Below are 23,858 nucleotides of genomic sequence, written 5' to 3' on the forward strand. Positions count from 1 at the left end.
GAAATCGAGAATCGAGGCAGGGCCCCGCTCGCCCGAGCCGGCGCTTCAGCTCCCGTACACGCCGCGGTCCGCGTCGGCCAGCGACTCCGGAGTGCGCAGCAGCCCGCCCTCCATGCGGCAGGTCGCGGCGGCCACGTCCATCGCTCTGCGCAGCAGCGCAGCCCAGTCGGATTCTCCCGCCACGAGACCAGCGGCCACTGCGGCGAGGGTGGCATCGCCTGCCCCCACGGTGTCGACGACCCGACCGGGAAGCGTCGAGATCGGGGCGCTGACGACGCCGGCATCCGACTCGATCACCGCGCCCTGAGACCCCGCCGTCGCGAGCACCGCGCGCGTGCCGAGACCTCGCAGCCTCGCACGCAGCGCGTCGAGATCGCCGTCGTACAGCAGGGTTGCGTCATCCGCCCCGACCTTCACGATCGCCGCGTCGGCGGCGACGCGCTCGAATCCGCGCACGAACTCGTCTCGGTCGCTCAGCATGCCCGCTCGGGGATTCGGGTCGACGGCGAGACGCGCGCCCGTGACCGCCTCCACGAACGCGTCGGCCTCCGCCGGCAGGTCGAACGGGAAGCAACTGACCACAACGAGATCGGCCTGGGAGATCGCCTCCCTGGCCTCGTCGGAGTAGCGGATGCTGCGCTGCTGCGCCGCCTCGTTGAAGACGTACTGCGGCTCGCCCTCGTCCGAGCGGGTGACGATCGCCCGGGAGGACCCGTGCGGTGCGGTGCTCGCGATCAGCCGCACGTCGTGGTCGGCGAGGTACTCGCGGATGTGCGCTCCCGGCTCGTCGTCGCCGACCATCGCGATCAGCGTCGTCGGCACCCCCAACCGGCGCAGCCCCACCGCCACGTTCAACGCGGCCCCTCCGACCAGTTCGCGGACGTTGCCGCCATCGCGGATCTCGTCGATCAGCGCATCGCCGATGACGACGACGCGTCCTTCAGCCGCAGAATCAGTGCTCATCCCGCCGACATTACCGCGCCGTCCTCCGACGCACACGCTGTGTCCCGTATCGCTCCGGCGACTCCTGACGGTACGGTGAGCGCATGAACGCTCGAATCGCCGCAGGAGCCGCCGCGCTGCTCCTCATCTCCGTCCTCGCCGGATGCGGCCCCGCGGCGTCCAGCGGCGGCGGAGCGAGCAGCAGCCCGAAGCCGTCCTCCTCCGCAGAGGAGTCCGGAAAGCCGTCGCCCACGGCATCCCCCTCCCCGACCGCGACGACGAAGTCCGTCGCCCTGCCCACCGACTGCCGGGCGATCCTGTCGGCCGACGTGCTCGCCCAGCTCGACGGCGTGCCGCTCAACGACGCGGCGTTCGGCCCGTCCGGCGTCGGATCCAACGGCACCCTCACCTGCATCTGGGCCGACCCGGGCGCCGACACGACGAGCCTGGTCACCACGATCTCCCGCATGAACCGCGGCCCCGCACTCGACCTGCTCAACGGCCTCGTGACCGACGAGGGCTTCAGCTGCTTCACGCCCGACGACGGCACCCGCTGCGAGAAGACCTGGCCCAACACGCAGTACCCGGTCACCGACGGTCGCACGCTGTTCTGGCGCGACGACGTGCTCATCGACACTCGGTACTCGAACCTCGCCCCCAGCGGCTACACGTCCAGCATCATCGCGAAGCTCTTCGGCTGAGTCCCGCTCGCTCCCGCGCGTCACCCGCTCCCGCGCCGGCCGATCTCCCGCGCCGCTCGCTCTCGCGCGGCCGATCTGCCCTGAGGAGTCAGAGAAAGCCGGATCGGGGGCACGAGAAGCGACGATTCTCGACCCCTCACCGCGCTCCGAGCACGAAGAAGGCCCCGGGCGAATCGCCCGGGGCCTTCTCACTCACTCAGCACGTCAGTTATACGTGCCCGGCGTGATGTCGTCCGTCGAGAACGCGTCGAAGTCGACGTAGCCGAAGTCGCCGTCCGCGTACGCGCCGTCGGATGCGAAGATCCGGTTCGGGTAGCGCTCGCTCTTGGCTTCCTCGGTGGCCTCGACCGTGACGTCGCGGTACTTCGAGAGACCGGTTCCGGCGGGGATGAGCTTACCGATGATGACGTTCTCCTTGAGACCGACCAGCGGGTCGCGCTTGCCCTCCATGGCGGCCTGCGTGAGCACGCGGGTCGTCTCCTGGAAGGATGCGGCCGACAGCCACGACTCCGTCGCGAGCGACGCCTTCGTGATACCCATCAGCTCCGGACGGCCCGACGCGGGGCGCTTGCCCTCTGCCACAGCCTCGCGGTTGATCGCCTGGTAGCGCTTGAGGTCGACCATCTCACCCGGCAGCAGGGTCGTGTCGGCGTGATCGACGACGGTGACCTTGCGGAGCATCTGACGGACGATGACCTCGATGTGCTTGTCGTGGATCGGCACACCCTGCGAGCGGTACACACCCTGGACGCCGTTGACGAGGTAACGCTGCACCTCGCGGGCGCCCATGACGCGCATGACCTCCTTGGGGTCGAGCGTGCCCACCAGGATCGGCTGACCGACCGTGACGTGCTGCCCGTCCTCGACGAGGAGGGTCGCGCGGCGCAGGACCGGGTAGACCACTGCCTCGTCGCCGTTGTCGGGCGTGAGGATGACCTTCTTGGCCTTGTCGGTCTCGTCGATCGTGATGCGTCCATCGGCCTCGGCGATCGGCGACGCACCCTTGGGGGTACGAGCCTCGAAGAGCTCCTGGACACGGGGAAGACCCTGGGTGATGTCATCCGCCGATGCCGAACCACCGGTGTGGAACGTACGCATCGTCAGCTGGGTACCGGGCTCACCGATCGACTGGGCCGCGATGATGCCGACGGCCTCGCCGATGTCGACGGTCTTGCCGGTCGCGAGCGAGCGGCCGTAGCACTGCGCGCAGACACCGACAGCGGAGTCGCAGGTCAGGACCGAGCGCACCTTGATGGTCTCGACACCCGCCGCGACCAGCTTGTCGATGAGCACGTCGCCCACATCGTCGCCAGCCGAGGCGAGGACCTCGCCGGCCGCGTTCACGACGTCGGAGGCCAGCGTGCGGGCGAACACCGAGTTCTCGACGTTCGCATCGCGCACCAGCTCACCCTGCGAGTTGGCAGCGGCGATCGGGAGCTCGAGGCCCTTCGACGTGCCACAGTCCTCTTCGCGGATGATGACGTCCTGCGAGACGTCCACCAGACGACGGGTCAGGTAACCCGAGTCGGCGGTACGCAGAGCGGTGTCGGCCAGACCCTTACGGGTACCGTGCGTCGCGATGAAGTACTCCGCCACCGACAGACCCTCGCGGTACGAGGAGATGATCGGACGCGGGATGATCTCACCCTTGGGGTTGTTCACCAGGCCTCGCATACCCGCGATGTTGCGGATCTGCAGCCAGTTACCACGGGCGCCCGAGGACACCATGCGGTTGATGGTGTTGTCCTCAGGGAAGTTCGCCTTCATCGCGGCCTGGACCTCGTCGGTCGCCTCGGTCCAGATCTTGATGAGCTCCTGGCGACGCTCCGAGTCGGTCGTGAGACCCTTCTCGTACTGCGACTGGACCTTCGCGGCCTGCTTCTCGTAGCCCGCGACGATCTCCGCCTTGTTCGGCGGCGTGAGGATGTCACTCAGGGCGACGGTCACACCGGAGCGCGTGGCCCAGTAGAAGCCGGCGTCCTTGATGCGGTCCAGCGACGCAGCCGTCTCGACCTTGGGGTACTCCTCGGCCAGCTTGTTGACGATCTGCGACAGCTTGTTCTTGTCAGCCTGCTCGCGGACGAACGGGTAGCCCTTGGGCAGCGTGTCGTTGAAGATCGCCTGACCCAGCGAGGCGTCGACGAGACCGTGACGCTCGTAGCCCTCGGGAGCGTCGCCCTCGAGGAACGTCAGACCGGGGATGCGGATGCGGACCTTGGCCTGCAGGTCGAGGGTGCCCTCGTCCTTCGCCAGGATCGCCTCGCCCACCGAACCGAATGCACGACCCTCACCGGCTGCGCCCTCCTTGACCGTGGTCAGGTGGTGCAGACCGATGATCATGTCCTGCGAAGGCAGGGTTACCGGGCGGCCGTCGGACGGCTTCAGGATGTTGTTCGACGCGAGCATCAGCACGCGGGCCTCGGCCTGAGCCTCGACCGACAGCGGCAGGTGCACAGCCATCTGGTCACCGTCGAAGTCGGCGTTGAACGCCGCGCAGACGAGCGGGTGCAGCTGGATGGCCTTGCCCTCGACGAGCTGAGGCTCGAACGCCTGGATGCCGAGACGGTGCAGGGTGGGTGCACGGTTGAGCAGCACAGGACGCTCGCGGATGATCTCCTCGAGCACGTCCCAGACCTCGGGACGGGTGCGCTCGACGGCGCGCTTGGCAGCCTTGATGTTCTGCGAGTGACCGAGGTCGATCAGGCGCTTGATCACGAACGGCTTGAAGAGCTCCAGAGCCATCTGCTTGGGCAGACCGCACTGGTGCAGCTTCAGCTGCGGGCCGACGATGATGACCGAACGGCCGGAGTAGTCGACGCGCTTGCCGAGCAGGTTCTGGCGGAAGCGACCCTGCTTGCCCTTCAGCATGTCGCTGAGGGACTTCAGGGCGCGGTTGCCGGTACCCGTGACGGGACGACCACGGCGACCGTTGTCGAACAGTGCGTCGACGGCCTCCTGCAGCATCCGCTTCTCGTTGTTGACGATGATCTCGGGGGCGCCGAGGTCGATCAGACGACGAAGACGGTTGTTGCGGTTGATCACACGACGGTAGAGGTCGTTGAGGTCGGAGGTCGCGAAGCGGCCACCGTCGAGCTGCACCATCGGGCGCAGCTCCGGCGGGATCACCGGGACGACGTCGAGGACCATGGCGGCCGGGCTCATGCCGGTCTCCAGGAACGAGTTGACGACCTTCAGGCGCTTGATCGCGCGGATCTTGCGCTGACCCTTGCCCTCGGAGATCTGCAGGTGCAGGTTCTCAGCCTCGGCCGCGAGGTCGAAGGCCGCCAGGCGGCGCTGGATCGACTCGGCGCCCATGTAGGCCTCGAAGTACTGGCCGAAGCGGTCCTGCAGCTCGTGGAAGACGTCGTCCTCGGGGCGGAGTGCGCCGACCTCGAGCGTGCGGAAGTCCTCCCACACGCGCTCGAGCTTGGCGATCGCCTCGTCGGCACCCTTGCGGATGAGCGACATCTCCTTCTCGGCGGCGTCCTTGACCTTCTTCTTGACGTCGGCCTTGGCGCCCTCCGCCTCGAGAGCGGCGAGCTCCTCCTCCAGCTTCGCAAGGCGCTCCGCGATCTTCGAGTCGCGGCGGTCGCCGAGCGTCTTCAGCTCGAGGCGGATGTTGTTCTCCTGCGTGCCCAGGTCGCGGTGACGAGCATCCTCGTCGACCGAGATGACCATGTAGGCGGCGAAGTAGATGACCTTCTCGAGGTCCTTCGGCGCCATGTCGAGCAGGTAGCCGAGACGCGAGGGCACACCCTTGAAGTACCAGATGTGCGTGACGGGCGCGGCGAGCTCGATGTGGCCCATGCGCTCACGACGGACGGAGCTCTTGGTGACCTCCACGCCGCAGCGCTCGCAGACGATGCCCTTGAAGCGGACGCGCTTGTACTTGCCGCAGGCGCACTCCCAGTCGCGGGAGGGGCCGAAGATCTGCTCTCCGAAGAGACCGTCCTTCTCCGGCTTCAGGGTGCGGTAGTTGATGGTTTCGGGCTTCTTGACCTCACCGTACGACCACGCGCGGATGTGGTCCGCAGTGGCCAGGCCGATGCGAAGCTCGTCGAAAGTGTTTGACTCGAGCACAAATTCTCCTGTGTAGGAATTCTTCTGAAGAAATCGGGGAGGTGGGCCGCCGCCCTGGCGTGACGCTCAGGGCAGCGGCCAGAACCTTAGATCTCGTCGATCGAGGCGGCCTCGAAGCGGCTGGAGATGTTGATTCCGAGCTCCTCCGCTGCGCGGAAGGCCTCGTCGTCGGTGTCGCGGAGGTTGACAGCCGTGCCGTCCGCCGAGAGGACCTCGACGTTCAGGCAGAGCGACTGCATCTCCTTCATGAGCACCTTGAAGGACTCGGGGATGCCGGGCTCCTGGATGTTCTCGCCCTTGACGATCGCCTCGTACACCTTGACGCGGCCGAGGATGTCGTCGGACTTGATCGTGAGGAGCTCCTGGAGCGCGTACGCGGCGCCGTAGGCCTCGAGGGCCCACACCTCCATCTCACCGAAGCGCTGTCCACCGAACTGCGCCTTACCACCGAGCGGCTGCTGGGTGATCATCGAGTACGGACCCGTCGAACGCGCGTGGATCTTGTCGTCGACCAGGTGGTGGAGCTTCAGGATGTACATGTAGCCCACCGAGATCGGCGCCGGGAACGGCTCGCCGGAGCGACCGTCGAACAGCTGCGTCTTGCCGCTCGAGTCGATCAGGCGCACGCCGTCGCGGGTCGGGGTGGTCGCGTCGAGAAGACCTGCGATCTCCTCCTCGCTCGCACCGTCGAACACCGGGGTCGCGACCTTGGTGCCGGGGGCGGCCTCGAACGCGTCCTTCGGGAGCTTCACAGCCCACTCCGGAGTGCCCTCGACCTTCCAGCCCTGCTTCGCGATCCAGCCGAGGTGGGTCTCCAGGACCTGGCCGAAGTTCATTCGACCGGGGATGCCCAGCGGGTTCAGGACGATGTCGACCGGAGTTCCGTCCGCGAGGAACGGCATGTCCTCGATCGGGAGGATCTTCGCGATGACGCCCTTGTTGCCGTGACGGCCGGCGAGCTTGTCGCCCTCGGTGATCTTGCGCTTCTGGGCGATGTAGACCACGACGCGGCGGTTGACGCCGGAGCCGAGCTCGTCGTCGCCGTCCTCGGCGTTGAACTCCTTGACGGCGATGATCGTGCCCTGCTCACCGTGGGGCACCTTCAGGGAGGTGTCACGGACCTCGCGGCTCTTCTCGTTGAAGATCGCGCGGAGCAGACGCTCCTCGGCCGACAGCTCGGTCTCACCCTTCGGCGTGACCTTGCCGACGAGGATGTCGCCGGGGCGGACCTCGGCGCCGATGCGGATGATGCCGCGCTCGTCGAGGTCCTTCAGGAGCTCGGGGCTGACGTTGGGGAGGTCACGGGTGATCTCCTCCTTGCCCAGCTTCGTGTCGCGGGCGTCGACCTCGTACTCCTCGATGTGGATCGAGGAGAGGGTGTCGTCCTTCACCAGGTCCTGGCTGAGGATGATCGCGTCCTCGAAGTTGTAGCCTTCCCACGTCATGAACGCGACGAGGAGGTTCTTTCCGAGTGCCAGCTCACCGTTCTCGGTGGCGGGGCCATCGGCGATGACCTCTCCGACCTCGACGCGCTCACCGGCGTTGACCACGACCTTCTGGTTGTACGACGTGCCCTGGTTGGAGCGGTCGAACTTGCGCAGGTGGTACTCCTGTGTTCCGCCCTCGTCGAGCATGACGACGACGCGGTCCGCGGAGACCTCGGTGACGACACCGGCCTTCTCGGCGGTGAGCACGTCACCGGCGTCGATGGCCGTGTAGCCCTCCATACCGGTTCCGACGAGCGGCGAGTCGCTGCGAAGCAGCGGCACAGCCTGACGCTGCATGTTGGCGCCCATGAGTGCGCGCTGTGCGTCGTCGTGCTCGAGGAAGGGCACGAGCGAGGTCGCGACCGACACCATCTGGCGCGGCGAGACGTCGATGTAGCCGATCTCCTCGGGCAGGAAGAGGTCCACCTCGCCCGAGCCGCCCTTGGGGCGTGCGAGGACGTGGCTCTCGCGGAAGCGGCCGTTCTTGTCGAGCGGGGCGTTCGCCTGCGCGATGTTGAAGTCGACCTCTTCGGATGCCGTGAGGTAGTCGATGCGATCGGTGACGACGCCACCCTCGACCTTGCGGTACGGGGTCTCGATGAATCCGAACGAGTTGATGCGCGCGAACGTCGCGAGAGCACCGATCAGACCGATGTTCGGGCCTTCAGGGGTCTCGATGGGGCACATGCGGCCGTAGTGCGACGGGTGGACGTCACGGACCTCGACGCCTGCGCGGTCACGGCTCAGACCACCGGGGCCGAGAGCCGAGAGACGGCGCTTGTTGGTCAGACCCGCGAGCGGGTTGTTCTGGTCCATGAACTGCGACAGCTGCGAGGTTCCGAAGAACTCCTTGATCGCGGCGACGACGGGGCGCACGTTGATCAGGGTCTGCGGCGTGATGGCCTCGATGTCCTGCGTGGTCATGCGCTCGCGGACGACGCGCTCCATGCGGGACAGACCCGTGCGGACCTGGTTCTGGATCAGCTCGCCGACCGCGCGGATGCGACGGTTGCCGAAGTTGTCGATGTCGTCGGTGGCGATGCGGATCTCGGCCTGCTTGCCGCCGCGGATGCCGTCGAAGCTCTCGACGCCTGCGTGGATGCGCACCAGGTACTTGATCGTCGCGACGATGTCGGCGACGGTCAGCACCGAGTCGGTGAGCGGAGCGTCGAGACCCAGCTTGTGGTTGATCTTGTAGCGACCCACCTTGGCCAGGTCGTAGCGCTTCGGGTTGAAGTAGAAGTTGTCCAGGAGCGCGCGGGCGGCCTCGGCGGCGACCTGCTCGCCCGGACGGAGCTTCCGGTAGATGTCGCGGAGCGCGTCTTCCTTGGTGACGATGGTGTCCTTCGCCAGGGTCTCCTCGATGGAGGGGAAGCCGGCGAACTCGGCGAGGATCTCCTCGCTGGTCAGGCCGAGGGCCTTGAGGAAGACGGTGACCGACTGCTTGCGCTTGCGGTCGATGCGGACGCCGACCTGGTCGCGCTTGTCGATCTCGAACTCGAGCCATGCACCACGGCTCGGGATCACGCGCGCCGACACGATGTCCTTGTCGGACGTCTTGTCGGGGGTCTTGTCGAAGTAGACACCGGGCGAACGGACGAGCTGCGACACGACGACGCGCTCGGAGCCGTTGATGATGAACGTGCCCTTGTCGGTCTGCAGCGGGAAGTCGCCCATGAAGACCGTCTGGGTCTTGATCTCACCCGTGAGGTGGTTCATGAACTCGGCCTCGACGTACAGCGGGGCGGCATACGTCTTGCCGCGCTCCTTGCACTCCTCGATCGAGTACTTCTCCGGCTCGAGGTACGGGTTCGTGAACGAGAGCTGCATCGTCTCGCCGAGGTCCTCGATCGGGGAGATCTCCTCGAAGATCTCTCCGAGGCCCGAGATCTCGTTGACGTCGGTGCGCCCCTCGGCCTTCGCCTCGGCGACGCGCGCCTTCCAGGCGTCGTTGCCGACGAGCCATCCGAACGACTCCGTCTGCAGAGCGAGCAGGTCGGGGACAGTCAGCGTGTCGGAGATCTTGGCGAACGAGAGGCGGGATGCTCCGCGTCCGTTCTTGGTGGTGGTGGATGTGGATGCGTTGCGAGCAGCAGCCAAGGGAATAACCTCCGTGAGCCCCGCAGGGCTTCTCGATTCCTTTGTCGTCAGGTGGAGTTCGCGCTCTGAAGCTCAACGAATGCCGACCACCATATGAGGGCACGGAGAAGCGAGCGCAACTACCAACTATACGTGCGATTCCACGACATGGCAAGTCAAATCCTTGACCAATTCCGGATGCTGCGGTATTGGCATCCGCTCCCCTGCTCAGGCGAGGGTCAGGACCACTTCCACGAGGCGAGCACAGACTCGGCGAGCGCGACCCGATCGGCCTGGGCGACCGTGCTGTTGAACGAGAACGTGACGACGAAGGTCGCCTCGTCATTGCTCAGGTAGTACTGCTCCATGGCTGCGGTCACGCCGCCGCCGGACATCTCCGCCGACAGGTGCGCGGCCTCGGAGCCCGCGATCGTCTGACGGGGGTTCACCGTGACGTTCGATGCGCCCGCGGCCTTCAGCTCGGCGACGCCCGCGGACTCGACCTGGTCGGCGGTGACCACACCGGCCGGCGACTTCACGACGTTCATGTTGTCGGCGAAGCCGTCGGCATCCGCCACGTCGGCGACGATGCTGTCCGGCGTGAAGTTGGGGATCTCCTGCGTGGGCACCGACCACCCCTCGGGGGCGTTGAAGGTGTACGCGGATCCCGTGATCACGGGGCCCGTCGACGGCGTGGCGCTCAGCTCGGAGGCCCCTGAGCCCGAGGACTCGGATGCCGACGCCGACGGCTTGTCAGAACTCGCAGGGGCGGGGATGGCGGACGAGCACCCGGTGAGCGCGAGCGACGCGGCGAGCAGGACGGCGGCGGAACGGAGCTGGGTGCGCATGCCGCTCAGCCTATCCACAGGATCCGACATCCGCCTGGTGCCGATGCGGAAGACCCCCTGCCGCGACCGACGTTCCGGGGCGACAGGGGGTCTTCGAGAGCGAGCCCTTCAGGACGCGATGTTCAGCTCGTTGCCCGGGATGGATGCGAGCAGGCGCCGCGTGTACGGATCGCGAGGGTTCGTGAAGATCTCCTCCGAGGAGGCCGCCTCCACGAGCGAGCCGTCCTTCATCACGCACACGTAGTCGCTGATGAGCCGCACCACCGCGAGGTCGTGCGAGATGAACAGATAGCTCAGGCCGTACTCGCTCTGGAGGTCGCGCAGCAGCGTGAGCACCTGGTCCTGCACCAGCACGTCCAGCGCCGACACCGGCTCGTCGCACACGATGAGATCCGGCGAGAGCGCGAGCGCCCTCGCGATCGCGACGCGCTGACGCTGACCGCCCGAGAGCTCCGACGGGTACCGCCGCAGCATCGACTGCGGCAGCGCCACGTCGTCGAGGAGCTGACGGACGCGCTTGCGGCGATCAGCGCCGCTGCCCCTCCGGTAGAAGTCGAGGGGCTCGGCGATCAGACGCTCGATCGTGAACATCGGGTTCAGGCTCGAGTAGGGGTCCTGGAAGATCGGCTGCACCCGCTGACGGAAGTCGCGCGTCTCCGCCTTGCTCAGAGACGACACGTCCTTTCCCTCGAAGCGGATCAGGCCGCTCGTCGGCTCGATCACCTTCAGCAGCATCCTCGCCGTCGTCGTCTTGCCCGACCCAGACTCGCCCACGATGGCGACCGTCTCCCCCCGCGGGATCGCGAGCGAGACGTCGTTCACCGCCACGAAGTCCTCGCCCCGCCCGCGGACGGGGTAGACCTTCGTGAGGTTCTCGATCTCGACGATGTTGTCCACGGGAGCGGACTCCGCCTCGGCCTCCTCCTCGCGCTCCTTCGCGGCGGACACGAAGGCCTCGGGCCGCAGCCGCGCCGCGGCCACGGAGGGCGCGGCCTTCACCAGGGACTGCGTGTACGGATGCTGCGGATCCTCGAGGATCTGCCGCGCCGGCCCCTGCTCGACGACCCGGCCCCTGTGCATCACGACGACCCGCTCGGCCCGCTCGGCCGCGAGGCCGAGGTCGTGCGTGATGAGCAGCACGGCCGTGCCGAGCTCGCGCGTCATCGCCCCGATCTGGTCGAGGATCGTCTGCTGCACCGTCACGTCGAGGGCGCTGGTCGGTTCGTCGGCGATCAGCAGACGGGGCTTGCACGCGAGGCCGATCGCGATCAGCGCGCGCTGCCGCATGCCGCCGGAGAACTCGTGCGGATACTGCTTCGCCCGCCGCTCCGGGTCGGGGAGACCAGCCGCGGTGAGCGCCTCGACGACCTTCGCCTGCACGTTCTGCCTGTTCGCGAGACCGTGCGCGAGCAACGTCTCGGCGACCTGCGTGCCGATCTTCGCGACCGGGTTCAGGTTCGACATCGGATCCTGAGGCACCAGGCCGATGTCGCGTCCGCGGATCTTGCGCAGTTCGTGCTCCGGTGCGTGTCCGATCTCCTTGCCGTCGAGTCGGATCGTGCCGCTGGCGATGCGCCCTCCGCCGGCGAGCAGGCCGATGATGGCCATCGCCGTCGTCGACTTGCCCGACCCCGACTCCCCCACGATCGCGACGGTCTCGCCCGCCGCGATGTCGAGATCGACGCCCTCGACGGCGTGCACGACGCCGTCCATGGTCGAGAAGTCGACGGCCAGTCCCTCGACGGTGAGCAGCGGCTGTCTCTGGTTCAGATCGTTCATCGTGCCCTCGTCCTCGGGTCCATGGCCTCACGCAGGGCCTCGCCGAACAGCGTGAAGCCGAGCGCGGTGATCGCGATGCAGATGCCGGGGAAGAACGCCAGCCACGGTGCGATCGCCAGTTCGTCCTGCGCGTAGGTGAGCATGCGGCCCCACTCCGCCGTCTCGGGGCGTCCGCCGCCGAGTCCGAGGAACGAGAGCGCTGCCGCGTCGATGACGGCGGTGGCGAGCGTCAGGGTGCCCTGCACGATCACCGGCCCGATCGCGTTCGGCAGCACGTGCGACATGGTGATCCGACCGCGGCCGAGTCCGAGCGTCTGCGCCGAGAGGACGTAGTCGCTCGATCGCTGCTGGAGCATCGACGCCCGCAGCAGACGGGCGAAGATCGGCACGTTCGCCGCACCGATCGCGATCATCACGGCGAACGGCGTCTGCCCGAGGATCGCGGCGATCGAGACCGCGAGCAGCAGGTTCGGCACCGACAGGATGATGTCGACGAAGCGCATGATGAGCGTGTCGACCCACCCACCGAACGTGCCGGCCAGGAGGCCGAGCAGCATGCCGCCGGCGAGACCCATCACGGTGGAGATGACGCCGACGAGCAGCGACGCCTGGGCGCCCCAGATGAGCTTGGAGAGCACGTCTCCGCCGAAGCGGTCGAGCCCGAGCGGGAACTGCGCCAGCTCCCCCGGTCCGGGGATGTGCGTCGGCGTGATGAACTTCGCACCGGGCAGGGCCGTCTCCGGGTACGGAGCGAGGATGGGCGCGAGGGCGGCGACCAGCAGGAACAGCAGGACGATGCCGGCGCCGATCCAGGCGGTCGGATTGCGGCGGATGCGGCGGAACACGTCGCGCCAGAAGCCGCCGGGTCCGTCCTTGAGGTCCGCCTGGGCGATCGCGACGGTGTCGATGATCTCGCCGCCCTGGGCTGGTGGGAGTGCGACGCTCATGACGTCACCTCATTTCGGATGCTGAGCCGGGCCATCACTGCACCCGCACTCTCGGATCGATGAAGCTGTACGACACATCGACCGCGAGGTTGATGAGCGCGTACGCGATCGCGATGAAGATGATGAACCCCTGGAGGACGGGGAAGTCCCTGGTGAAGATCGCCCTCGCGAGGAACGATCCGATGCCGGGGAAGGCGAACACCGTCTCGGTGAGCACCGCGCCGGAGATCAGCAGACCGGTCTGCAGGCCGATCGTCGTGATCACCGGGAGCATGGCGTTGCGCAGGATGAACCGGTTGCGCAGCGTCGAGGATCCGACGCCCTTCGCGCGACCCGTGCGCACGTAGTCCGCGTTCTGCACTTCCAGGACGCTCGCCCTGGTGATGCGCACGATGATCGCGAGCGGGATGGTGCCGAGGGCGAGGGCGGGCAGCACCAGATGCAGGATCGCATCCCAGGCGGCGTCGAACTCCCCCGTTATGAGGCCGTCCCACACGTAGAAGCCCGTGGGGTGTGTCGCGTCGATCCGCGGGTTCTGACGCCCGTCCGAAGGGAGCCAGCCCAGCTGCACCGCGAAGACGTACTTCAGGATGAAGGCCAGGAAGAACACCGGGATGGTGATGCCGACGAGGCTCAGGACGACCGAGGCGTGGTCGCTCAGCTTGCCGTGGCGGCGGGCCGCCCAGTAGCCGAGCGGGACGCCGACGCCCACCGCGAAGATGAGCGCCATCACGCTGAGCTCGATGGTCGCGGGGAAGCGACGGAAGAACTCCTCGACGACCGGTCGGTTCGTCTGGATGGAGGTGCCGAAGTCTCCCTGCAGGAGACGGCCGACCCAGACGAAGTACTGCTCGATGAGCGGTCGGTTGAAGCCGTACAGCTCGTTGACTCTGGCGATGGCCTCCGGGGTCGCCTTCTCACCGAGAAGAGCGACGGCGGGGCCGCCGGGAAGGGCCCTGACCCAGGCGAACAGCAGGATGCTGAGGCCGATCAGGGTGGGGATGAGGAACAGCAGTCGCCTGCCGATGGTGCGCAGCACGAAGATCTCCTATCACCCGGTCGTTGAGCGAGCGAAGCGAGACGAAACGCAGCTTCCGCAGGTCTCTGCTGCTGCGTTTCGTCTCGTCGCTTCGCTCCTCGCTCAACGACCGGTTGTCGGCGTCAGCCCGTTACTTGGTGAGGACGATGTCCGTGAAGACCTCGTCGTTCACCGGGCTGGCCGGGTAGCTCTTCACGCGGGGGTCGAACGCCAGGGTCGGCGCCGGGTGCGCGAGCGGGACACCGGGGATGAACTGCGCGACATCCTCGTTGATCTGCTCGTAGAGCTTGCTCTGCTCCTCGAGGTTGGAGACGCCACGGGCGTCCGCCAGCTTCTGGAACAACTCGGGGTTGTCGAAGCCCCACTCGGAGCTCTTCTGTCCGAAGAAGACGCCGACGAAGTTGTCGGTGTCGTTGTAGTCACCGGTCCAGCCGAGCAGGTGGATGCCGTGGTCGGACGTGCCGGTGGTGCGGTCGAGGTACTCGACCCATTCCTCGGACACCGGGGTGGTCTCGACGCCGACCTCCTTGAGCTGCGTGGACAGCACGGTGAAGATCTGCTCGGGGTCCGGCATGTACGGACGCGAGACGTTGACCGGGTAGTTGAAGGTCAGCTTGAGGGGGTTGGCCTCGGTGTAGCCGGCCTCTGCGAGCAGCGACTTCGCCTTCTCAGGATCGAAGTCGTAGGTCGTGACGTCGGGGTTGTAGCCGTTGACGACCTCGGGGACGAACTCGATGGCCTTCTTGGTGCCCTCGGGGAGCACCTGGCTGATCAGCGCGTCCTTGTCGATCGCGTAGGAGAGCGCCTCGCGGACCTTCGGGTTCTGCAGCTCGGGCACCGCCTGGTTGAACGCCAGGTAGAGGATGGTGAACGGCGGACGGGCGACCATGGTGAAGCCGTCGTCGGAGAGCGCCTTCGTATCAGCGGGGCCGACGAGGTCGTAGCCGTCGATCGAGCCGGACTCGAGCGCCTGGCGGCGTGCGGTCGGGTCGTCGATCGTGCGGAAGATGATCTCGTCGATCTGGCCCTTGTCACCCCAGTAGCCGTCGTACGACTTGAGCGTGACCTGCTCGCCCGGAGCCCACTCCTCGAACTGGTAGGGACCGGTGCCCACGGGGTGGCCCATGGCGTACTCGGAGAGCACGGGGGCCTCGGCGGATCCCGACACCTCGTCGGCGCCGAACTCCTTCAGCGCCGAGGGGCTCTGCATCGCGAACGCGGGCAGGGACAGCGAGGCGACGAAGCCGGCGAACGGCTTGTTCAGCTCGATCGTGACCTTGTCGTCGCCGTCGGGCGTGCAGGACTTGTAGACGGCGTCAGCAGCGGTGGAGGCGTAGCCGTGGAACAGCTTGTTGTAGTAGTAGCCGAAGGCCTCGGACGCGGCCAGGCCCGTCCAGTTGTACCAGCGGTCGAAGTTGACGCAGACGGCCTCGGCGTTGAACGGGGTGCCGTCCTGGAAGGTGACGTCCTTCTTGAGGGTGAACGTGTGGGACATGCCGTCGTCGGACGACTCCCACGACTCCGCGAGCAGCGGAGCCGGGTCTGCGGTGCCGGGCTTGGTGCCGACGAGACCCTCGAAGATCTGACGCGAGACGCGGAAGCTCTCGCCGTCCTGAGCGAAGGCGGGGTCGAGGCTCGCCGGGTCGGAGGACGCGGCGAAGACGAACGTGCCGTCGACGTCGCCGGAGGCGGTGTCACCCTTGTCCCCGCGCTCGCTGGCGACGCAACCCGCCAGGACGAGAGCGGCGAGAGCGGCTCCGGTGACGGCGATGAGACCCCGCCGTCGCGTGACTGTGTGGTGCATGGTGTGACCTTCCCTGTTGGGGCGCTTCGTTGCGCGAACCGGGAGCCTCTTCGCTCCCGGACACGGTGATCCCTCGACGCTACCCAGCGAATCCATAGATGCCAAATGCTTGCAGGTTGCGATCCGGTATCGGACTGACGGGTGTCGGGGCGATCCGGTAGCGTCGGAGACGTGCCCGACACCTCTCCCCTCGCCGTCTGCGTCGGCGAGGGCCTGATCTCGCTCGTACCGGTCGCGGCGGCCCCGCTCGAGGACTGCAAGACCTTCCGCAGATCACTCGCCGGCGCCGAGTGGAACACCGCGATCGCCCTCGCCTCGGCGGGTATCCGCACCGCCGTCGTGTCGCGCGTCGGAGACGACGGCTTCGGCCGCTTCCTGCGCAGCGAGCTGCGCGACCACGGCGTCGACGACTCGGCGGTCGAGGTCGATCCCGACGCCCCGACCGGTCTCTACGTGAAGGAGCTGTCGCCCCTCCCCGACGGCTCGATCGACGGCACCATGCACTACTACCGGAAGGGCTCTGCGGCATCCGCCCTCTCCCCCGGCACTCTCGCGTCTCCGGCGGCATCCGCTCTGCTCGATCAGGCCGCCCTCGTGCACACCTCCGGCATCACGCCCGCCCTCTCGGCGAGCGCCCGTGCCGCGCAGGACGCGCTGTTCGACGCCCCGCGGGGCGAGCGTCTGGTGAGCTTCGACGTGAACTGGCGCCCTGCCCTGTGGCGCGGGCGGGAAGACGAGGGAAAGGCGCTGATCGCCGCCTACGCACGGCGTTCCGACGTGCTGTTCTGCACCCGGCCGGATGCCGAGGCCGTGTTCGGCACCTCCGACCCTGACCGCCTCCGCGAGCTGTTCCCCGAACCCCGATATCTGCTGGCGACGCACTCCCGCGGGGCCGAGGCCTTCGACGGATCGGAGCGCACGCACAGCGACGCTCTCGACGTGGCCGTCGTGGAGACGATCGGCGCCGGCGACGCGTTCGCGGCCGGGTTCCTGGCCGGCATCCTCACGGGCCTGTCGCTCAGCGGCAGTCTCTCCCGCGCGCACCGCATCGCCACGCGCGCCCTGGCGAGCACGCGCGACCACGTCGACTGAGACGCGCCGGACGACACCCCGTTTCGTCTCGTCGCTGCGCTCCTCGCTCAACGACCCGCGGAGGAGATGCCGCTCACCGCGAAGAAGAGCCCACACCCCGCGGGACGAGACCGCCGCGGTCGTTGAGCGAGCGCAGCGAGACGAAACGCGCTTCAGCGCCCTCGGCGGGTCGCGGCGTCGTGCGTCAGCTGGAGCGGGATCACGACGGGCAGTCCGCGATGCTGCACGACCCTGACGAAGAGGATGTCGACGAGCACGAGCTGTGCGATGCGGCTGGACATCGCGGCCATCCGGAAGGGCGACTCCTGCGCGTGGGTGAGCAGCACCACGTCGGCGGCGAGGGCGAGCGTCGACTCCTCGACGCTCGTGACGGCGACCGTGAGTGCGCCGGCATCCCTGGCGACCTCCACCGCGCGCACCACCTCAGCGGTCTCCCCGCCGTGCGAGAACGCGATCGCGACGTCATCGGATGTGCGAAGGGACGCCGTGGTGAGTGCCAGATGCGGATCGGCGGAGTGCGCCACCGAGCAGCCGATCCGCGCGAGCTTCTGCTGCAGATCCTGCGCGGTGAGCGACGAGGCCGCCTGCCCGTAGACGTCGATGTGGCGAGCCGCCACGACCGCACGCGCGACCCTGTCGAGCGCCTCGGCATCGACGCCCAGCGCCGTCTTCTCGATCGCGTCGATCTCCTGCGCGGCGATCTTCGCGCCGATCGCCGTGGGCCCGTCTTCCGGGTCGATCGCCGTCGTGTCGAGGCCGAAGCGCGCCTGCTGGGCCTGCGCGAGGGTGATCGTGCGCGCGGCGGCGACCCGCAGCTCGCGATAGCCGCTGAAGCCCAGCGACTGCGCGAAGCGGGCGACCGTGGAGACCGAGGTGCGGCACAGCTTCGCGAGGTCGTTGATCGCGAGGTCGACGACGAGCGTCGGGTCGCCCAGGATCGTGTCGGCGACCCTCGCTTCGGCGGCGCTCAACCGAGGAAGGGATCGCCGAACCAGTGCGAGAACGTCAGCGTCCACGGTGGCCTCCGCGCTCAGCCTACGCGGCCGAGCAGCGTCTCCCTGGCGATCAGAGCCCCGATGCGACTCGCGGCTCCCACCTCGACGGTGGGCAGTGCCAGCGGGCGCTCGGCGGCCAGCCCGACGTTGACGGCGACGGCGGCCGCATCGCGCTGCGCTGCGCGCTCCACGAGGGCCCGCTGCGCCGGATCGGCGTCGGGGCGGTCGACGAGGATCACCGTGGTGCCCTCGGCGGCGACCGCCGCGTCCAGCGCGGCATCCTGCTCCTCGACGCCGGTGCTCGCGACGTCGAGCCGCACCCGGTGGCCGTCGCCGGCCAGCGCTGCGGCGACATAGCCCGCAGCGCTGTCGACGGCGAGCGACGAGCGGCGGCGCGCATCGACGACGGAGAGAGCGGATGCCGGTGCGACGCCCGCGTCGGCGACGGCCCTGCGGACCACCTCGGCCGCGTCGAAGTCGGCGACCTGCACGGCATCCGCCTCCCGCAGTCTCGCGGCGAGCGCGGCGACGCGACCCGCGGCCTCACGGACCCGCTCCTCCGACAGCGAGCCGTCGCGGAGAGCGGCGACGATGCCGTCGCGTGCCGCGAGGAAGTCGCGGAGATCCTGGTCGGGAAGCGCGGCCTCGCCCGGGTTGGTCGGGTTTCCGATGCACAGCAGGTCGGCTCCGGCGGCCAGCGCCTCGGCTGCTCCCCCGCCGATGCCGACGGTCTCGCGGATCGCGGCCATGTCGAGCGCATCGGTAATGATCACGCCCTCGAAGCCCATGTCGCGCAGCATCCCCAGGACCCGCGGATTCAGGGTCGCCGGCTGCTCGCCCCATGCGGGGACGACGATGTGCGCGGTCATGATCGTGTCGACGCCGGCGGCGATCGCGGCACGGAACGGCTCGAGGTGCACGCGCTCGAACTCCTCGACCGGCAGGGCGATCTCGGGAAGCGAATGATGCGAGTCGAGATGGGTGTCCCCATGACCGGGGAAGTGCTTGACGCAGGCCGCGACGGCGCCGTTCTGGATGCCGCGCACCTCCGCCACCGTGTGCCGGGAGACGAGCTGCTCGTCGCTGCCGAAGGAGCGGACGCCGATCACGGGGTTGCGCGGGTCGGTGTTCACGTCGGCGACCGGTCCGAGGACGACATTGCCTCCGATCGCACGCACGCGTCGGGCGAGCTCGGCACCGGTGGCCTCGGTCGCCGCGACGTCGTCGAGGCGGCCGAGCTGAGCCGCCCCCGGAAGGGTGGATCCCGTGGCCGTCTCGAGGCGGGTGACGCTGCCGCCCTCCTCGTCGATGCCGATCAGCGCGTCCGGTCGGGCGGCGAGGATCTCCTCGCTGAGGGAGGCGAGATCATCGCTGATGTTCTGACCGAAGTAGACGACGCCGGCGAGACCGTCGCGCAGCTCCTCCACGAGCCACGCGGGGGCCGTCGTGCCGAAGAAGCCCGGCCAGAGCACGCCGTTGGCGAGGCGGGTGAGGTCGTCGCTCATCCCTTCACCGCTCCCGCCACCATGCCGGCCGAGAGGCGGCGCTGCACGATCACGAAGAAGATCATGACCGGGATGGTGATGATCGTCGACGCGGCCATGATGCTGCCCCAGTCGTTGGAGTGCAGGCCGAAGAACGACTTGAGTCCGATCGACACCGTGTACTGGTCGGTCGCGCTGCCGAGGATCGTCATGGCGAAGATGAACTCGTTCCACGCCGTGATGAAGCTGAAGATGCTCGTCGCGACGAGGCCGGGCATGACCAGCGGCAGCAGGATCGAGCGGAACATCCGCCACCAGCTCGCACCGTCGATGTACGCGGCCTCCTCGAGCTCGACCGGGACCGCGGCGACGAAGCCGCGCAGCATCCAGATGCCGAAGGCGAGCGACAGCGCGACGTAGACGACCATCAGACCCAGGATGCTGTTGAGCAGCCCGAGGCTCTTGACCTGGAGGAACAGCGGGATGACGAGCGCCTCGAGCGGCACCATCTGCACCACGAGGATCATCATGAGGATGGTGGTGCGGAACTTGAAGCGGAACCGGGCGACGGCGACTGCCGCGAGCAGGCAGACCAGCGCGCTGACGAGGACGGTGACCAGGGCCACGATCGCCGAGTTGCGGAGGTAGGTGCCGAAGCCGCCGTCGGTGAGCACGAACTCGAAGTTCTTGAGGCTGAACTCCTGTGGCAGCAGCGACTGCCCACCGCTGGACGCCTTGGCGTCGAGGGCGCTGGAGACCATCCAGTACACCGGGAACAGGGTGAAGATCAGGACGGCGGCGATCGCGACGCCGGTGCCGACCCTCGACATGACAGACCGACGGGAGCTCACAGCTCGTCCTCCTTCATGAGGGAGCGGATGTACACGATCGTGATGCCGATCAGCACGAGGGTCAGCAGCACCGCGAGGGCGGCGCCGAACCCGTACTTGTTCTGGCCGAAGGACTCGACGTACGACCACACGCCGAGGTTGAGCACGGAGCGGTTGCCTCCGTTTCCGCCGGGCATCAGATACACCTGGGCGAAGACCTTGAAGTCCCAGATCGTCGACAGGATGATGACGACCGAGAACACGGGCTTGAGCGTCGGGAAGACGATCTGCCAGAACCGGCGCCAGGCGTTCGCACCGTCGAGGGCGGCGGCCTCGAGCATCTCCTTCGAGACGCCGAGGAGTCCGGCCAGCACCGTGATCGCGACGAACGGGAAGCCGTGGTGCACGACGTTGAGAAGGACGATCGCGTAGAACGACCACTGGTTCGTGAACCAGTTGACGGGCTCGTCGATCAGCCCGAGGTCCTGCAGGACTGCGTTGAAGATGCCGCGGTCGGCATCGAAGATGAAGGTCCAGACGTAGGTGCCGGTCACCGCGGGCATCGCCCAGGCGACCATGATGCAGCTGGAGACGATGGTGCGCCACACCGGGCCGAGCTTCGCGAGCAGCAGGGCGACGAGCGTGCCGACGGCGACGGTGACGAACACCGCGACAGCGGCGAAGCCGACCGTGTTCGGCAGCACGACGGTCCACAGCTGCGGGTCGCTGAGCGCCTTCGCGTAGTTCTCGAGGCCGATCCAGTTCTGCTCGCCGGTGTTGATCTCGCGCAGACCGTAGTCCTGCAGCGAGAAGAGGAACACCTGCACGAGGGGCCACAGCATGAGCACCGCGAGGATGATCAGGCCGGGAGCGAGAAGAAGCCACGGGCGGGCCTTCACCAGGGAGAACCCGCGCGGCCTGCCGGCCACGGAGGCGGAGGAGGACTCCGCCTTCGTGGCCGGCAGCGGTGCTTGCACCATCGACATGGAGAGAGACTTTCCTACTGGTTGAGGAGCTCGGTCATCTCAGCAGCGGCATCCTTCGTCGCCGTGGCGACGGCCTTCTGCCCGCTGAGGATGGCCTGGATCATCGAGTTGGTGGTCTTCTTCGCCTGCACGGCGCCGAAGTTCGGGGTGACGGGCACGGAGGCGCCGCCCTCGACCATCTGCTGCGCGAACGGGGCGACCAGCGGGTCGGTCGAGGCGAGTGCCTCTTCCATCGCCGACTGCACGCCGGGGAAGTAGCCGGTCTCCTGCGACCACTGCTCGGCGAACTTGCCGGTGGTCATGAGCTGGACGAACTTCCAGGCGAGGTCGGCGTTCTTGGTCGTGTTGAAGATCGACAGGTGCGAGCCGCCCAGCACGGAGGGGGCGATGCCGCCGTCCTTGCCCGGGATGACCGCGGCGCCGATCTTGCCGTCGAGCTCGGGGTTGGCCTCGATGAGGGCCTTGGGGGTCCAGGAGCCCGAGAGCATCATGGCGACGTTGCCCTGGGTGAAGGCGTCGCGGAGGTCCGTCTCCTTCCAGGTCGTGGCGCCGGCCGACGAGAAGCCGTGCTTCGTCGCGAGGTCGGTGTAGAACTCGATGCCCTCCTGGGACTTCTTGCTGTCGAGCTCGCTGGTCCACGTCTTGCCGTCGAGGGTCGCGACCTCTCCGCCCGCGCCCCAGACCCAGGGGTAGACCTGGAACTCGGCGTCACCCGGAACCGGGAAGGGGAGCATGTCGGGCTTGGCGGCCTTGATGGCCTCGCCGGCGGCGACGATGTCGTCCCAGTTCTTCGGAGCGTCGAGACCGAGCTCCTCGAAGACGTCCGTGCGGTACACGAGCGAGCGGACGCCGGCGTACCACGGCATGCCGTAGAGCTCGCCGTCGTAGGTGCCCGCGACCTTGAGGCCCTCGACGAGGTCCTTGTCGAGGCCCTTCTCGGCGGCGACGTAGTCGTCGATCGGCAGCAGTGCGCCGGCGTCGGCGAACTCGGCGGTCCAGGTGGTGCCGGTCTCGGCGATGTCGGGGGTCGTCTGTCCCGCGATCGAGGTCACGAAGCGGTCGTGCGCATCCGCCCACTGGACCTCTTCGATCTTGACCGTCGCGCCGGTCTCCTTCTTGAACTCCTTGGAGACGGCGTCGTAGAAGGCGGTCGAGTCGGGGTTGGTGCCCTTCATGATCCAGACGGTGAGCTCCTTGCCCTTTCCGTCGACGGATCCGCCATCGCCGGAGCCGGTTCCTCCACCGCTCGAGCAGGCTGCAAGGCCCAGGGTGGCCACGGCGCCCAGCGCCACAGCCGAGAGAATGCGCTTGTGCATCAGGGATCTCCTCTTTGAAACGTCCTGGCGGCATCGGGTGCTCACCAACTGAGATAAGTATCCACGACTAACTAATTCGCTGCAACTAATTCTCAAGATCGTCATCTCGTCGTGACACAAATTTCCAAAGGTAGGCTCTGCCCATGCGCCGTCCCCACGACAGCACCGACCGCTCGACCGTCGCACGTCACGCACATCTGCCCTCCCCCTCTCGCCTCTCCGTCGGGCTCAAGCTGACCGGCATCGCCCTGAGCGTCGTGCTCGTATCGGCGATCGCCGTGGCCGGATACCTCGTCGCCGACTTCGCGAACCGCATCGGCGACGGCGCCGTCGTCCTCGAGGGTGCGCCCACGGTCGCACCACCCGCTCTCGGTCCCTATCCGGCGGACAAGTCGTTCGACATCCTCGTCGTCGGCACGGACGAATGCGGGGAGATCTCGAAGCAGTACCTCGCCGAGCGCTGCGAGAAGGTCGACGACGGCATCCGCAACGACGTGAACCTCCTCGTGCACGTCTCCGCCGAACCGCGGAACGTCACGGTGGTGTCCTTCCCGCGCGACCTCATGGTCAAGGTGCCGTCGTGCACGAGAGAAGACGGCTCCACGGCGCCCTCCTCTCCCAAGGTCGCCTTCAACAGCCTGTTCGACCGCGCCGGCGTCTCCTGCATCGTGAAGACCGTCTCCGAGCTCAGCGGCATCCCCATCGGGTTCGCCGCCAAGATCAGCTTCGACGGCGTGATCGAGATCACCGACGCGATCGGCGGCGTCGAGGTGTGCGTCGCGGGGAAGGGCATCCGCGATTCGCAGGCCGGTATCAACCTGCCGCCGGGCACCCACACGGTGTCGGGCCCGGACGCTCTCGCGTTCATCCGCACCAGGCACGGCGTCGGCGACGAGAGCGACCTCGCCCGCATCTCGAACCAGCAGCAGTACATGTCGCGTCTGGCGAAGAAGATCCTCAGCGCCGAGACGCTCACCGATCCGGCGAAGGTGCTGCGCCTGGCGACCACCGTCGCCGACAACATCGTCCCCAGCGAATCGCTCAACAACGCGCTGACGCTGACGCAGCTCGGCCTCGCCCTGAAGGACGTGCCGTTCTCGGACTTCGTGTTCGTGCAGTTCCCCAACGGAGCCGACCCTGCGGACAGCAACAAGGTCGTCCCCGATGAAGCCGCCGCCGAGCAGCTCTGGCAGGCGCTGATCGCTGGGCAGCCGATCGCCCTCTCCGGCGATGTGGCGACGAACTCCGGCGTCGAGCTGGTCACCCCGGCGCCCACCACGCCTCCGGTCGAGACCGCGACGCCGACCGAGACTCCCGAGGTGCGCACGACGCTGCCCCCGGAGATCTCCGGACAGTCCGTGGATCAGGAGACCTGCTCCAACGGCAGGCAGTCGAAGTGACCGCAAGGTCTCGGAGCACCGCATAGGGCTCGGAGCGCGACCGCGTAGT

The 23,858-nt window shown here is 67.8% G+C and carries 16 protein-coding genes; 3 read left to right on the forward strand and 13 right to left on the reverse strand.

The window, feature by feature from the left end; all coding sequences use genetic code 11:
* Positions 1–45: 45 nt before the first annotated feature.
* Entirely contained in the window at positions 46–963 is a 918-nt protein-coding gene (locus tag ACFVRO_RS16940) for a PfkB family carbohydrate kinase (RefSeq protein ID WP_386954411.1), read from the reverse strand.
* Positions 964–1,046: 83 nt separating this feature from the next.
* Here ACFVRO_RS16940 and ACFVRO_RS16945 point away from each other — a divergent pair, with 83 nt between their 5' ends.
* The gene (locus ACFVRO_RS16945) at positions 1,047–1,643 is read left to right on the forward strand and encodes a hypothetical protein (protein WP_386954413.1); all 597 of its coding nucleotides are present in this window, start codon (positions 1,047–1,049) and stop codon (positions 1,641–1,643) included.
* A 204-nt stretch (positions 1,644–1,847) separates the two neighbouring features.
* Here the strand turns inward: ACFVRO_RS16945 and rpoC are convergent, their stop codons facing one another.
* The 7 genes from rpoC to ACFVRO_RS16980 form a co-directional block, all read right to left on the reverse strand.
* Entirely contained in the window at positions 1,848–5,723 is a 3,876-nt protein-coding gene (gene rpoC, locus ACFVRO_RS16950) for a DNA-directed RNA polymerase subunit beta' (protein ID WP_105672636.1), read from the reverse strand.
* A gap of 86 nt (positions 5,724–5,809) precedes the next feature.
* Complete coding sequence (locus ACFVRO_RS16955) at positions 5,810–9,310, reverse strand: DNA-directed RNA polymerase subunit beta (RefSeq protein ID WP_105672635.1); 3,501 nt, start codon at positions 9,308–9,310, stop codon at positions 5,810–5,812.
* A 218-nt stretch (positions 9,311–9,528) separates the two neighbouring features.
* Entirely contained in the window at positions 9,529–10,137 is a 609-nt protein-coding gene (locus tag ACFVRO_RS16960; RefSeq protein ID WP_386954415.1) for a hypothetical protein, read from the reverse strand.
* A 108-nt stretch (positions 10,138–10,245) separates the two neighbouring features.
* Complete coding sequence (locus ACFVRO_RS16965; RefSeq protein ID WP_344012085.1) at positions 10,246–11,916, reverse strand: ABC transporter ATP-binding protein; 1,671 nt, start codon at positions 11,914–11,916, stop codon at positions 10,246–10,248.
* Positions 11,913–12,863, reverse strand: a complete 951-nt coding sequence (locus ACFVRO_RS16970; RefSeq protein WP_105676079.1) for an ABC transporter permease — start codon at positions 12,861–12,863, stop codon at positions 11,913–11,915. Before ACFVRO_RS16970 ends, ACFVRO_RS16965 begins: the two co-directional genes overlap by 4 nt.
* A 34-nt stretch (positions 12,864–12,897) precedes the next feature.
* A complete protein-coding gene (locus ACFVRO_RS16975; RefSeq protein WP_105676077.1) occupies positions 12,898–13,902 on the reverse strand; it encodes an ABC transporter permease in 1,005 nt (334 codons plus the stop codon).
* Positions 13,903–14,032: 130 nt separating this feature from the next.
* The gene (locus ACFVRO_RS16980) at positions 14,033–15,706 is read right to left on the reverse strand and encodes an ABC transporter substrate-binding protein (RefSeq protein WP_105676075.1); all 1,674 of its coding nucleotides are present in this window, start codon (positions 15,704–15,706) and stop codon (positions 14,033–14,035) included.
* A 171-nt stretch (positions 15,707–15,877) separates the two neighbouring features.
* Here ACFVRO_RS16980 and ACFVRO_RS16985 point away from each other — a divergent pair, with 171 nt between their 5' ends.
* Complete coding sequence (locus tag ACFVRO_RS16985) at positions 15,878–16,798, forward strand: sugar kinase (protein WP_105676073.1); 921 nt, start codon at positions 15,878–15,880, stop codon at positions 16,796–16,798.
* Positions 16,799–16,950: 152 nt separating this feature from the next.
* On the opposite strand, the gene ACFVRO_RS16990 is transcribed toward ACFVRO_RS16985, so the two are convergent.
* Genes ACFVRO_RS16990 through ACFVRO_RS17010 form a run of 5 tightly spaced genes read right to left on the reverse strand, consistent with a single transcriptional unit; the run spans position 16,951 to position 22,409 of the window.
* Positions 16,951–17,814: a MurR/RpiR family transcriptional regulator gene (locus tag ACFVRO_RS16990; RefSeq protein ID WP_105676071.1), complete on the reverse strand. Its 864-nt coding sequence runs from the start codon at positions 17,812–17,814 to the stop codon at positions 16,951–16,953.
* 14 nt (positions 17,815–17,828) lie between these two features.
* Complete coding sequence (locus ACFVRO_RS16995; RefSeq protein WP_386954418.1) at positions 17,829–19,298, reverse strand: glycoside hydrolase family 3 N-terminal domain-containing protein; 1,470 nt, start codon at positions 19,296–19,298, stop codon at positions 17,829–17,831.
* Entirely contained in the window at positions 19,295–20,107 is an 813-nt protein-coding gene (locus ACFVRO_RS17000) for a carbohydrate ABC transporter permease (RefSeq protein WP_386954506.1), read from the reverse strand. Before ACFVRO_RS17000 ends, ACFVRO_RS16995 begins: the two co-directional genes overlap by 4 nt.
* 17 nt (positions 20,108–20,124) lie before the next feature.
* Positions 20,125–21,093 carry a carbohydrate ABC transporter permease gene (locus ACFVRO_RS17005; RefSeq protein ID WP_223587013.1) on the reverse strand — a complete coding sequence of 323 codons (969 nt, stop codon included), beginning with the start codon at positions 21,091–21,093 and terminating at the stop codon, positions 20,125–20,127.
* A gap of 14 nt (positions 21,094–21,107) precedes the next feature.
* The gene (locus ACFVRO_RS17010) at positions 21,108–22,409 is read right to left on the reverse strand and encodes a sugar ABC transporter substrate-binding protein (protein ID WP_386954420.1); all 1,302 of its coding nucleotides are present in this window, start codon (positions 22,407–22,409) and stop codon (positions 21,108–21,110) included.
* 143 nt (positions 22,410–22,552) lie between these two features.
* On the opposite strand from ACFVRO_RS17010, the gene ACFVRO_RS17015 reads away from it, so the two are divergent.
* Positions 22,553–23,809 (forward strand): LCP family protein, encoded by a 1,257-nt coding sequence (locus ACFVRO_RS17015; protein WP_386954423.1) that lies wholly within the window; start codon positions 22,553–22,555, stop codon positions 23,807–23,809.
* The last annotated feature ends 49 nt before the right edge of the window (positions 23,810–23,858 follow it).

Origin of the sequence: Microbacterium sp. NPDC057944 (assembly GCF_042887445.1) — a bacterium.
In the GTDB taxonomy this organism is placed as follows: domain Bacteria; phylum Actinomycetota; class Actinomycetes; order Actinomycetales; family Microbacteriaceae; genus Microbacterium; species Microbacterium natoriense.

Bases quoted from the DNA above. Each gene is read 5' to 3' on its own strand.
- ACFVRO_RS16940 (WP_386954411.1), bottom strand. From the start codon at position 963: ATGAGCACTGATTCTGCGGCTGAAGGACGCGTCGTCGTCATCGGCGAT.
- ACFVRO_RS16945 (WP_386954413.1), top strand. From the start codon at position 1,047: ATGAACGCTCGAATCGCCGCAGGAGCCGCCGCGCTGCTCCTCATCTCC.
- ACFVRO_RS16960 (WP_386954415.1), bottom strand. From the start codon at position 10,137: ATGCGCACCCAGCTCCGTTCCGCCGCCGTCCTGCTCGCCGCGTCGCTC.
- ACFVRO_RS16965 (WP_344012085.1), bottom strand. From the start codon at position 11,916: ATGAACGATCTGAACCAGAGACAGCCGCTGCTCACCGTCGAGGGACTG.
- ACFVRO_RS16970 (WP_105676079.1), bottom strand. From the start codon at position 12,863: ATGAGCGTCGCACTCCCACCAGCCCAGGGCGGCGAGATCATCGACACC.
- ACFVRO_RS16980 (WP_105676075.1), bottom strand. From the start codon at position 15,706: ATGCACCACACAGTCACGCGACGGCGGGGTCTCATCGCCGTCACCGGA.
- ACFVRO_RS16995 (WP_386954418.1), bottom strand. From the start codon at position 19,298: ATGAGCGACGACCTCACCCGCCTCGCCAACGGCGTGCTCTGGCCGGGC.
- ACFVRO_RS17000 (WP_386954506.1), bottom strand. From the start codon at position 20,107: ATGTCGAGGGTCGGCACCGGCGTCGCGATCGCCGCCGTCCTGATCTTC.
- ACFVRO_RS17005 (WP_223587013.1), bottom strand. From the start codon at position 21,093: ATGTCGATGGTGCAAGCACCGCTGCCGGCCACGAAGGCGGAGTCCTCC.
- ACFVRO_RS17010 (WP_386954420.1), bottom strand. From the start codon at position 22,409: ATGCACAAGCGCATTCTCTCGGCTGTGGCGCTGGGCGCCGTGGCCACC.
- ACFVRO_RS17015 (WP_386954423.1), top strand. From the start codon at position 22,553: ATGCGCCGTCCCCACGACAGCACCGACCGCTCGACCGTCGCACGTCAC.